This window comes from Microbacterium luteum (genome assembly GCF_015277875.1).
Classification (GTDB): domain Bacteria; phylum Actinomycetota; class Actinomycetes; order Actinomycetales; family Microbacteriaceae; genus Microbacterium; species Microbacterium luteum.
In genome coordinates, this window is sequence record NZ_CP063814.1 from 2,373,178 (window position 1) to 2,384,586 (window position 11,409).

An 11,409-nucleotide genomic window follows, 5' to 3' on the forward strand; every position below is an offset into this window, starting at 1 on the left:
TCAGCGCTCCATCACAAACGCAAACCCCCGGGTCGCAGGGCCCGGGGGTTTCCGTTCGTGCGCTCGGTCAGGACGCGACCGCCACGGGTGCTGCCTGCGTCGTCAGCGAGATGACACCGTAGTCCCAGCCCTTGCGGCGGTAGACCACGCTCGGGTGGTCCGTGCGCGCGTCGATGAACAGGAAGAAGTCGTGCCCGACGAGCTCCATGCGGTCGACCGCGTCTTCGACGGTCATCCACTCCGGCTCGAACTCCTTGGTGCGGATGACGACGGGGCTGTAGTCCTCCTCGTCGGTCGCGGCGCCGCCCACGGTCGGGATCTCACCGGTCGAGACGGCGTGGATGGCCTCCGCCGACGCCGGCTGCAGGTCGATGCCCTGCAGTGCGCCGCTTTCCTTGGCGAACTTCGCACCGCGTGGGTGGTTGCGCTGGTCGACCCGCTTGTCCTTGGCGCGACGCAGCTGCTCGCACAGCTTGTCGACCGCGAGATCCAGAGCCGCGAACTTGTCGCCGTCGGTCGCCTCGGCCCGCACGATCGGTCCCTTGCCGGTGACCGTGAGCTCGACCGTGTCGTCTTCCATCCGACCGTTGTGATACGCCCGGTGGGTGACCTTCACGTCGACGCGCTGCGCGCGTGTGGCGAGGTGCTCGATGCGGGTGGTCTTCTCTTCGACGATCGAGCGGAAGCGATCCGTCACGTTCACTCCCACGCCGACGATGCTGGTTTCCATCCCTGACCTCCTTGTTCCGGTCCGCCCGGTTCAAGGGCGGACCATCAGTCGCCTTGGTCCCCCCACCGTAGACCCCGGCGCGGGAAGTGTCACGCAGGAATTCCGGATGCGTCCGATTCGGATCCGCTGTGCGTCGTGCGGCGAGGCGTGGCCGCCACCGTGACCGCGCCGCGGACGGTCGCGCCGGCGACCCGCAGGGCCGTGATCGCCTCATCCAGCGTCGCGCCGGTGGTCACGACATCGTCGACGACGATCACGTCGCGGCCCGCGACGCGGTTCGCGTGGAAGGCACCGGAGACGTTGGCGGCGCGCGCGGCGACGTCGAGCCGGCGCTGATCGGCGGTCATCCGGGTGAGGCGGAGCGAACGCGACACCGGCAGCGACGCACGGCCCATGATGAGCTCGACGGGCCGGAAGCCCCTGCGGCGGAACGCGGCCCGAGACGACGGCACCGGCACGAACAGCGTGTCGGCGGGCGAATGCGCACGCACCCGCTCGATCGCACCGGTGGCGGCTGTCGCGAGCGGCCGGGCGAGCGCGGTGCGTCCGTCCTCCTTCAGGGTGCGGATGACGCGCGCGGCCACCCCCTCGAACAGCAGAGCGCTCCACACGGGCACGTCGGCGATCCGACGCGACACCGGGTCGCCCGTCAGCTCCTCACGACAGCCCGTGCAGAGGGAGACGTCCCACGCCCCGCACCCTGCGCAGGCGACCGGGAACACCAGCGCGAGCACATCGCCGAGTGCTTCGCGGAACATCTCGATCGGCACCGTGGACACCCGGTCATCGTGCCGCGCCTGCGTGGGGCCTGCCGCCCTCCCCGCCGGCCTGTGGACGCCGCTGCCGCGTGCGCCGGCCGGGGAGGAGAGGTCACGGCCCGGCGGGCGAACCCTGCTGCGTCGCGAGCACGAGGATCTCGGACGCGGTCTGCTCCCAGTTCGCACCGCGTCGCACGTACAGAAGGCCCTCGTCGGAGCGCAGGCGCACCGTCGCATCGGTGTTGGCGCCGGCGACCGAGACCGTTCCGGAGGGCGCCGCTCCGGACACGGCCGCTCCCCCGACCACCTGCTCCACGAGCGTGAGATCGGTGCCGGACCGGGTGACCGCGGCGACCGTGGTGTCATCGAGCCAGGCGAGCGAGAGGCCGGAACCGGTGATGGGACCGAGTTCGAACGGGTCCGTCAGCCGCAGCGGCGCCCCGTCGGCGTCGCGGACGATGCCGGCGACCCAGATGCCGGATCGCCCGTTCGAGGACACGATCGCGGCGAGGCGCGCACCGTCGCGCGAGACGGCGAACGCCGCCAGCTCCGCCGCCTCGGGGAACGCCTCTGAGATCTCCAGCGGCACGCCGTCTTCGCCGGTCGCCTGCAGCGCGCCGGGATTCTGCGCCGGCACGCTCCAGACGTACCCGCGCGGATCGATGGTCGGGTCCAGGAGACCCGCTCGCTCGTCGACGAGGAGGACCTCGCCGTCGGCGGTCACCCGCACCACCGCTCCTCCGGAGGTGCGGACCGCGGCCGCATCCCGGTCCGGGGCGACCTGCACCGCCGCCGCGTCGACCTGCGTCATGGCCGAGGACAGTCCCTCGATCGGGGTGAGTTCGTCTCCCGAGAGGAAGCCGAATCCTTCCGCAGTGAGCACGAGCGGGCTCGTGGCGACGCGTGTCGAGCGCACCGACACCGTGTCGGCGGACAGGGGGGTCGAATCCGCCGTGAGGCGCACGTCGGTCACTCCGGCGGAGGCGAGACTCGCCTGCAGCTGGGTGTAGATGCGGTCGACGCCGTCCTGCTCCAGGCCCAGGGCCGACGGCGAGAGGTCGATGTCGGCGACGCCGCCGCTGACGGGCACCGACGGCCGCGACAGCGTCACGCTCTCGGGGATCGCGCTGACGACCGCCTCGGCGAGCCACGGGCTGGGCGATCCCCCGACAAGGGCGTCGGAGATCCAGGTGGGGGCGTTGATGGTGGGGAACCAGCGCACGTCGGGCACGAGGTACGTCCAGCTCGGATCGAAATACATCAGCGAATACTCGCCGTACACGTTCGGGAACTGGTCCGTGCCGAGCACGATGCCGTCGGGCGCTTCCGTGATCCGCCACTCTCCGTCATCGCGCTGCGCGAGGCGGAAATCGAGCATCGTCACTCCGCTGCCACCGGTCTCGTACGCACCCGCGGCGCTCACGGTCGCGTCGGCCTCGACGGTGAGCGACACCTGATTGGTGGTCGGGTCGGCGTACGTGCGATCGCCGCGATCGTCGATCGTGACACCGGCGGTGGGATCCCACGCCTCGGCGAGACTGGTCGAGAGGAAGAGCCTCGCCGTCGCCCAGTTGTCGGCCGGACCCGTTCCCGCCTCGATGAACCCCCGCACGATGTCCTCGGGCGAGGCCCCCGGCTGAGGCCCTTCGGGAAGGTAGAAGAAGTCCGGCGTCGGCGGCTCCTCGCCGGGCTCGATGCCGGGATTGACCGGTCCGGTCATCGGAAGGCCGGAACACGCCGCGAGGGCGAAGAGCAGGAGCGCGGCCACGGCCGCCCCGAGGGATCGGGTCATGCGCGTCACGATCGCTCCCCCATCGCATCCGCGCCCGAGGCGATCGGCAGGTCGATCGGCTGCGTGAGGCCGAGGGCATCCATCGCCGGCGACTGGTCGTCACCGGCTTCCACGGGAATCGGCGACGAGGTGACGGTCTCACCGGGCAGCCGCGGCAGCGTGAGCACGAAGTGGGACCCCCGGCCCGGCTCGGACCACACCGCCAGCTCCCCGCCGTGCAGGCGCGCGTCTCCGAGAGCGATCGACAGCCCGAGCCCCGTGCCGCCGATGGTGCGGGTGCGCGACGGGTCGGCCCGCCAGAAGCGGTCGAACACCCGATCCACGTCTTCGGCGCGCATGCCGAGCCCGAAGTCCCGAACTCCCAGCGCGACGGCGTGCTGATCGCTGTCGACGGTGACCACGATGGGTCGCCCCTCTCCGTGTTCGATGGCGTTTCCGAGGAAGTTCCGCACGATCCGGCGCACCCGCCGCGGGTCCATGTCGACCGGGGAATATCCTCCCGGCGCGACCAGCCGCACATCGGATCCGTGCTGGTCGGCGAGCTGCTGCATCGAGGCGATCACGTCTTCGGCGAGGTGCGCCAGGCTCGTCGGCTCGAGTTCGAGCTGCACCGATCCGGCGTCGTAGCGGCTGATCTCCAGCAGGTCGGTCAGCAGGGTCTCGAAGCGCTGCACCTGCGCATTCAGCAGCTCGGCTGCCCGCGCGGTGACGGGATCGAACTCGTCCCGCTGGTCGTTGATCATGTCGGCGGCGAGGCGGATCGTCGTCAGCGGCGTGCGCAATTCGTGCGAGACGTCGGAGACGAAGCGCTGCTGCACGAGCGACAGGTCGGCGAGCTCCTTGATCTGCGACTCGATGCTGTCGGCCATGGCGTTGAAGGACCGCCCGAGCGTCGCCAGCTCGTCTTCGCCGTGCACGTCGAGCCGCACGTTCAGTTCGCCGGCCGCGAGCTTGGCACTGGTGTCGGCCGCCTCGGCGATCGGCGTGGTGACCGAGCGCAGCACGAACCAGGCGATCCCCCCGATCATCACGAGCAGGAACACGCCGACGATCCAGAGCGTCGCCTGCACGAACAGCAGGGTCTCGGATGCGGCGGCGAGGTCGTAGGCGAAGTAGAGCTCGTAGTAGCCGACGGCGGGCATCTCGAACTGCTGCCCGACGATGATGCCCGGAACCTCTCCTTCGGCGCCGGGAAGCCCCGCGTACTGCCACCACTGCAGGTCGGGGTCGGACTGCACCCGGTCGCGCAGGGCCGTGGAGATGATGTCCTCGTCGCGCAAGACGCCCGAGGTGAAGTCCTGCGGGGCGATCGAGGACGGCGGCCCCACGCGGAACACCGCGAACGAGTCGCTCTCCGACTGCTGTGTCAAGTCGTTCTGCACGCTGTCCATCAGGGTCGACAGCTGCGCGGGGCTCCCCTGCGGCTCGGCCGAGTCGAGGGTGCGCTGCACCTCCGACGTCGCGCGCCGCGCGTCTTCGAGCACCTGCTGCTGGCGGGACTCCAGGAGATCGGACTGGATGGCCAGGGCCATCCACACGCACGCGATCACGATCGCGAGCGCCGACAGGGCGAGGGTGAGCACGACCGTGCGGAAGCGCAGCGAGCGGCGCCACAGCACCGTGACGCGGTCGGGCCAGGACCGCCAGTCGACGATGGTGATGCGGCCCGTCGCCGGAGCCGTGCGCGCCGGGGGCACGCGGCCTACTCCAGGGCGCCGGCGCGGTAGCCGACGCCGCGCACCGTCGTGACGATCTTGGGGTTGTCGGGGTCGATCTCGACCTTCGCGCGCAGGCGCTGCACGTGCACGTTCACGAGGCGGGTGTCGGCCTTGTAGTGATATCCCCACACCTGCTCGAGCAGCATCTCGCGCGAGAACACCTGCTGGGGCTTGGAGGCGAGTGCGACCAGCAGCTCGAACTCCAGCGGGGTCAGCGGGATGGGCGTCTCGCCGCGTCGCACCTCGTGAGCGGCGACATCCACCGACAGATCGCCGATGCACATGATCTCCGCGCTCGGCTGCGAGGCCGGGCGGAGCCGCGTCTTGATGCGCGCGACGAGCTCCTTCGGGTTGAAGGGCTTGACCATGTAGTCGTCGGCACCGGACTCGAGGCCCTTGACCACGTCGGCGGTGTCGGTGCGCGCCGTGAGCATGATGATCGGGACCCCGGATTCGGCGCGCACGCGCGTGCAGACCTCGATGCCGTCCATGCCGGGGAGCATGAGATCGAGGAGTACGAGATCGGGACGCTCGGCGCGCCACGTCTCGACGGCCTGGGCGCCGTCTGCGCAGAAGACCGTGTCGAAGCCTTCCGTGCGCAGCACGATGCCGATCATCTCGGCCAGGGCCGTGTCGTCGTCGACCACCAGGATGCGGGAACTCATCGCGCGTTCGTCCTTTGCTCACCGTGGGGGCGATGCCGGGTCGGCGCTCCCCCGAGCGCTCCCGCCAGAGTAGTCGAGATGAGCCGTGCATTCGCCGAGCGGCGTGCCGTGAACAGCACGGGTCGCCCGCCGGACCCGTGTGACACGATGGGAGGAGCGTCTCTCAAGGAGGACCGTGACCTCGTATCCCCAGTGGACGCCCGCATCGCGTCCGGGCATCATCCCGCTGCATCCGCTCACGTTCGGCACCATCCTGGGTCGCTCGTTCGCGGCCCTGCGCCACAATCCCAAGGTGCTGCTCGGCTTCGGCCTGGTCGTGCAGACCGTCGCCTACCTGCTGGTGCTCCTGGGCGTCGGCGGGGTCGCCGTGCTCACCTTCTCGCGGCTGGACAACGTGCCGGCGTCGAGCGATGCCTTCGAGGCCATCTTCATCGGCTCGACCGCGATCACGGCGATCGTCGGGTTCGTGCTGGGGCTCGCCGCTGCGGCGCTCGGCGTGATCGTGCAGGCGGTCGTGGTGAGCGAGGTGGCCCACGGCGCCCTCGCCGAGAAGCTGTCGCTGGGGATGCTGTGGCGCCGCGTCAAGCCCGTGATCTGGCGCGTGATCGGCTACTCGTTCCTGCTCACCCTCGCCGTCTCGGTGCTGATCGCCGTGGTCGTCGGCGTGCTCGTGCTGATCGGCTTCGCCGCCCTTCCGATCGCGATCGCCCTCGGCGTGCTCGTCGTCCTCGGCGCGATTCCGCTCGCGCTGTGGCTGAGCGTGAAGCTGCTGCTGGTGCCGTCGGCGATCATCCTCGAGAACGCCGGCATCGGTGCCGCGCTCGCACGCTCGTGGCGGCTGACCCGTGGCCGGTTCTGGCCGGCACTCGGGGTCATCGTGCTCATCTCCTTCACTTTCGGCGCGATCGCCCAGGTGGTGAGCCTGCCGTTCTCGTTCCTCGGCACCGGGCTGAGCACCCTCTTCGCCCCCACGGGCGACCCCGGCGTGTCCACGATCGTGACGATCATCGTGACCTCGATCGCGGCGCAGATCCTGACCTTGATCGTGCAGGCGGTGGCGGTCGTGGTGCAGTCCACGTCGGCGGCGATCATCTACATCGACTGCCGGATGCGGCACGAGGCCCTCGACCTCGATCTGCTCGCCTACGTCGACAAGCGCGACGCCGGGGAGCAGGATCTGCCCGACCCGTACCGGATCGGGATCGGACGCGAGGCCCCACCCCGCCCGGCATGGATTGCGCCGCAGCCGTATGCACCGCCCGCCTACGCACCGCCGGCGTACGCACCGGTGGCCGACGCACGGCCGCCGTACGCCGCACCGGCGACGCCCGCACAGGCGGGGCCCCCGCCGCAGGGCGCCCCCGCGGCGCATCCGTCCCAGCAGCCGTACGGCCAGCCCGCCCCGGGCGTCGCACCGCCTCCGCCCTACGTCCCCCCGGCCGCGCCGGCTCCCGCCGACGCCGCCGGCGATGCGCCCAACCCGGGCGCGCCGGGACAGGACCCTGCGGCCGACGACGATGACGGCGCCGCCTCCGGCCCCCGCCCGTCGTGATCCACGCCGCCGGCTCCCTCGCGCAGGCCCTCACGGCGGCAGTTCCGCCGTTGACGCCCGACGACGATGAGGCGCGCCGCTGGGCGGAACAGGAGCTGACGAATCCCGTCTACGCCGAGGCGCAGCCGACGCCGTTCGATCTGTTCGCCCGCGCGGTCGCGGAGTTCCTCGGCGACCTGCTGAACCCGGAGCTTCCGGCGGGTCTCGAATCGGTCTTCGCGATCGTCGCCGTCGCGGTGGTCGTCGTGCTGATCATCGTGGCGTTCGTGATCTGGGGCGTGCCCCGCGCGACTCCCCGCGGCACGCCCGCCTCTGCCGTGCTCTTCGGCGAGGCCGACAGCCGCACGGCCCGCCGGCTGCGCACCGACGCCGAGGAGGCGGCGGCGCGCGGCGCGTGGGACGACGCCGTGGTGCTGCGCTTCCGCGCCCTGGCACGGAGTCTGACCGAACGGGGCGTCGTGGATGCTCCGCCCGGCGCCACGGTGCACGCCTTTGCGCGGGAGGCCGCCGTGGCGTTCCCCGGCTTCGCCGCCGCGCTCGAGACCGCAGCCGACGGGTTCGACGACGTGCGGTATCTGCGCCGGCCCGGTACGGCGGAGCTGTACGCGAGCGTGACCCGCCTCGACGACGAGATCGCCGCATCCCGCCCCGCCGTGCTTCCGGGGGTGCCCGCGTGAGCGCACCCGCAGCGACGAACCGACGCGCATCGGTGAGCTCGTCCTCACCTCCCCGCAGGCGCCGCGCCGCGATCACGTGGGTCGCGATCGCCGCCGGTTTCATCGTCGTCGGGATCGTCGGCTCGCTGCTCGCCGGCATCGGCGAGCGCGCCGCCCGCGGATCGCTCGACCCCGAATCAGCAGGCCCCGGCGGAACCCGCGCGCTGGCCGAGGTGCTGAGGGACAACGGTGTCGAGGTGGTGGTGGAGCGCTCATGGCGGAACGCCCGGGATCTGCTCGAGGAACAGGATGCGACCCTGTTCCTGCCCGACGCCCCGAACCTCTCCGACGAGGCCGTCGAGTCCCTCGTCGAGACCGCAACCGCCACCGTCTTCGGCGACCCCGCATCGCGGGTGCTGCGCGCGTACTTCGACGGCGCCGTGCCCACCGGCTTCGCCACCGAGACGCTGGCTCCGGCGTGCGCGCTGCCGACGCCCGCGCGGGCCGGAGACGCGACCATCGGCGGATTGTTCAGCGCCGGTGGCGCGCAGGCGACGTGCTATCCCGACGGAGAGGCATATGGCCTGCTCGGCAGCGGCTCGGTCACGGCCATCGACGCCGACGGCGTCTTCACCAACGACGCCCTGGCTGACGAGGGCAACGCGGCGCTCGCGATCGGGCTGCTCGGCGCGCACGAGCGCGTCGTCTGGTACGTCGCGTCGGCCGGCGACACCGACCTGCCGGTCACCGACCCGACGCTCGGCGAACTGACCCCGCCGTGGGTCACCCCCGCGATCACCCTGCTCGTGCTTGCCGGCCTGGTCGCGGGCATCTCCCGCGGGCGCCGGTTCGGACCCCTCGTGGCCGAGCGCCTTCCGGTCACCGTGCGGGCCGGCGAGACCGACGAGGGCCGCGGGCGGCTGTATGCGGCCGCCCACGACGCCCCGCACGCGGCGGCGCAGCTGCGCCGAGGCGCCGTCCGCCGCCTCGCCGGCATGGTCGGCCTCGGCCCCGGGGACCCCGCCGATCGCGTCGCCGATGCCGTCGCCGACCTGCTCGGTGCCGACCGTCGCGCCGTGCGCGGCATCCTGATCCACGACGTTCCGCGCACGGACGGGCAGCTCGTCGAGCTCTCCGACCGCCTGCGCGGCCTCGAATCCGCCGTGCGCGCACGGCTGCACACCCCTGGCGAAAGGACCCGCACGTGACCGACGAGACCCCCCGCGACGACGACCTGCGCGCGGCGATGAACCGCGTGCGCCTCGAGGTCGGCAAGGCCGTGATCGGTCAGGACGGCGTCGTGACCGGCCTGCTCATCGCACTGCTCGGCCGTGGGCACGTCCTTCTCGAGGGGGTGCCGGGCGTCGCCAAGACGCTGCTCGTGCGCGCCTTCAGCCGCGCACTCGGACTGGACACCAAGCGCATCCAGTTCACCCCCGACCTCATGCCCGGAGACGTCTCCGGGTCGCTCGTCTACGATGCGCGCACCGGCGAGTTCGAGTTCCGGGAGGGCCCGGTCTTCACCCACATCGTGCTCGCCGACGAGATCAACCGCACGCCGCCCAAGACGCAGTCGGCCCTGCTGGAGGCCATGGAGGAGCGTCAGGTCTCCACCGACGGTGTCTCGCGCGCCCTGCCCGACCCGTTCCTCGTCGCCGCGACGCAGAACCCCGTCGAGCACGAGGGCACCTACACCCTGCCGGAGGCGCAGCTCGACCGGTTCCTGCTCAAGCTCATCGTCGACCTGCCGCAGCGCGACGCCGAAGTGGCCGTGCTGCGCCGTCACGCCGAGGGCTTCTCTCCGCGCGACCTCGACGCCGCGGGTCTCGCACCGGTGGTCACCGTGGACGAGATCCACGCCGCCCAGCGGGCGGCTGCCGCGGTGTCCGTCGCCGACGACGTGCTCGGCTACGTGGTCGATCTCGCGCAGGCCACGCGGCGCAGTCCGTCGGTGCAGCTGGGCGTCAGTCCCCGCGCGACGACCGCGCTCCTGGCGGCCGCGAAGGTATGGGCCTGGCTCGGCGGCTATCCCGCCATCACGCCCGACCACGTGCAGACGATGCTCGTGCCGACGTGGCGGCACCGCATCCGTCTGCGCCCCGACGCGGAGCTCGAGGGGGTCTCGGTCGACTCGGTGCTGGCCTCGGTCGTGCAGCAGACCCGCGTTCCGGTCTGACCGTGTTCGTCACCTGGCGCCTGTCGCTGCTGGTCGCCGTCGGCGTCGTGCCGGTCGTGGCGGCGTCGGCTCTGGGCGGCGTCGACGCGTGGGTCGCGGCGGCGCTGTGGGTCATGCTGTGCGCGCTTCTCGCGGTGGTGGATGTGGCCGCCGCCACCTCTCCGCGGGTGCTGCGCGTCTCCCGCGACGCACCGGCGAAGACCCTGCTCGGTGCGCAGACGTCGGTGCGGCTGCGGATCGCCAACACCGGCTCCCGCCGCATCCGCGGACGGCTGCGCGATGCGTGGCAGCCGACGGCGGGCGCTCCGGCCGAGCGTCTGCCGCTGGAGATCCCGCCCGGTGAGCGGCGTGACCTCGTGGTGCCGCTTCTCCCCCGCCGGCGCGGCACGCTCGCGAGCGAGATGGTGGTGGTGCGCTCGCACGGGCCGCTCGGACTCGCCGGACGCCAGCACGCGATCCCGTCGCGGGGCGAGGTTCGCGTGCTGCCGCCGTTCACCTCTCGGCGCCACCTGCCGTCGCGGCTGGCCCGTCTGCGCGAGCTCGACGGCAACACCAGCATCCAGGTGCGGGGGCAGGGCACCGAGTTCGACTCGCTGCGGGAGTACGTGCGCGGCGATGACGTGCGCTCGATCGACTGGCGGGCGACCGCGCGTGCCGGCACGACGATGCTCCGCACGTGGCGGCCGGAGCGCGATCGGCACGTCGTCATCGTCATCGATACCGGTCGCACGGCAGCGGCGCGTGTCGGCGACGGCACCCGGCTGGACGCCGCGATGGAGGCGTCGCTCCTGCTCGCGGCGCTCGCGGCCCGGGCGGGCGACCACGTGCACCTGGTGATGTTCGACCGCGTCACCCGCGCACGCGTGACCGGCGTCGACGGCCCGGGGCTGCTGGCGACGATGGTCGAGGCGATGGCGGGCGTCGAGGCGCAGCTGATCGACACGGACTGGGACGCCGCGCATGCTCAGGTGCGAGCCCTCACCAATCGCCCGGCGCTGGTCGTCCTGCTCACCGCGCAGGACGACGTCGACAGCGCGCGGGCGTTCCTCGGCTCGCTGCCCGCACTGACGGCACGCACCCGGGTGGTCGTCGGCACGGTCACCGACAGCGCCGGGAACCGACCGGATCGAGAGGACGTCGTCGACGTCTACCGGGCCGCGGCGCGGGAACGCGGCGCCTTCGAGGCGTCGCGTGTCGCGGAGGCCATCGCCCGTGCCGGGGGCGATGCGATCGCCGACACCCCGGAGGGGCTGCCGCCGCGGATCGCCGACCGCTACCTCGCGCTGAAGGCCGCCGGCCGACTGTAGGCGCCGGACCCGCACACCAGCAGAGCCCGCACACCAGCAGGGCCCGCCGCCGCGC

The 11,409-nt window shown here is 72.2% G+C and carries 10 protein-coding genes; 5 read left to right on the forward strand and 5 right to left on the reverse strand.

What is annotated here, in order from left to right; all coding sequences use genetic code 11:
- Positions 1–67: 67 nt before the first annotated feature.
- The 5 genes from hpf to mtrA all read right to left on the reverse strand — a co-directional run bounded on the left by hpf (position 68) and on the right by mtrA (position 5,663).
- The gene (gene hpf, locus IM777_RS11790; protein WP_194383490.1) at positions 68–730 is read right to left on the reverse strand and encodes a ribosome hibernation-promoting factor, HPF/YfiA family; all 663 of its coding nucleotides are present in this window, start codon (positions 728–730) and stop codon (positions 68–70) included.
- 89 nt (positions 731–819) lie between these two features.
- Complete coding sequence (locus tag IM777_RS11795) at positions 820–1,509, reverse strand: ComF family protein (RefSeq protein WP_228480780.1); 690 nt, start codon at positions 1,507–1,509, stop codon at positions 820–822.
- 91 nt (positions 1,510–1,600) lie between these two features.
- A complete protein-coding gene (locus IM777_RS11800; RefSeq protein WP_194383491.1) occupies positions 1,601–3,280 on the reverse strand; it encodes an LpqB family beta-propeller domain-containing protein in 1,680 nt (559 codons plus the stop codon).
- Between the two features lie 5 nt (positions 3,281–3,285).
- A complete protein-coding gene (gene mtrB / locus IM777_RS11805) occupies positions 3,286–4,977 on the reverse strand; it encodes an MtrAB system histidine kinase MtrB (protein ID WP_194383492.1) in 1,692 nt (563 codons plus the stop codon).
- Between the two features lie 5 nt (positions 4,978–4,982).
- Positions 4,983–5,663, reverse strand: a complete 681-nt coding sequence (mtrA, locus tag IM777_RS11810; RefSeq protein ID WP_194383493.1) for an MtrAB system response regulator MtrA — start codon at positions 5,661–5,663, stop codon at positions 4,983–4,985.
- A 175-nt stretch (positions 5,664–5,838) separates the two neighbouring features.
- On the opposite strand from mtrA, the gene IM777_RS11815 reads away from it, so the two are divergent.
- From IM777_RS11815 to IM777_RS11835, 5 genes are read left to right on the forward strand one after another with little or no spacing between them, the layout of a single operon-like run.
- Positions 5,839–7,215 (forward strand): glycerophosphoryl diester phosphodiesterase membrane domain-containing protein, encoded by a 1,377-nt coding sequence (locus IM777_RS11815; protein ID WP_194383494.1) that lies wholly within the window; start codon positions 5,839–5,841, stop codon positions 7,213–7,215.
- Entirely contained in the window at positions 7,212–7,892 is a 681-nt protein-coding gene (locus tag IM777_RS11820; protein WP_194383495.1) for a DUF4129 domain-containing protein, read from the forward strand. The genes IM777_RS11815 and IM777_RS11820 overlap by 4 nt, the downstream gene beginning before the upstream one ends.
- The gene (locus tag IM777_RS11825) at positions 7,889–9,079 is read left to right on the forward strand and encodes a DUF4350 domain-containing protein (protein WP_228480781.1); all 1,191 of its coding nucleotides are present in this window, start codon (positions 7,889–7,891) and stop codon (positions 9,077–9,079) included. The genes IM777_RS11820 and IM777_RS11825 overlap by 4 nt, the downstream gene beginning before the upstream one ends.
- Positions 9,080–9,117: 38 nt before the next feature.
- The gene (locus IM777_RS11830; protein ID WP_194385543.1) at positions 9,118–10,047 is read left to right on the forward strand and encodes an AAA family ATPase; all 930 of its coding nucleotides are present in this window, start codon (positions 9,118–9,120) and stop codon (positions 10,045–10,047) included.
- Between the two features lie 2 nt (positions 10,048–10,049).
- Positions 10,050–11,354 (forward strand): DUF58 domain-containing protein, encoded by a 1,305-nt coding sequence (locus IM777_RS11835; protein WP_194383496.1) that lies wholly within the window; start codon positions 10,050–10,052, stop codon positions 11,352–11,354.
- Positions 11,355–11,409 lie beyond the last annotated feature (55 nt).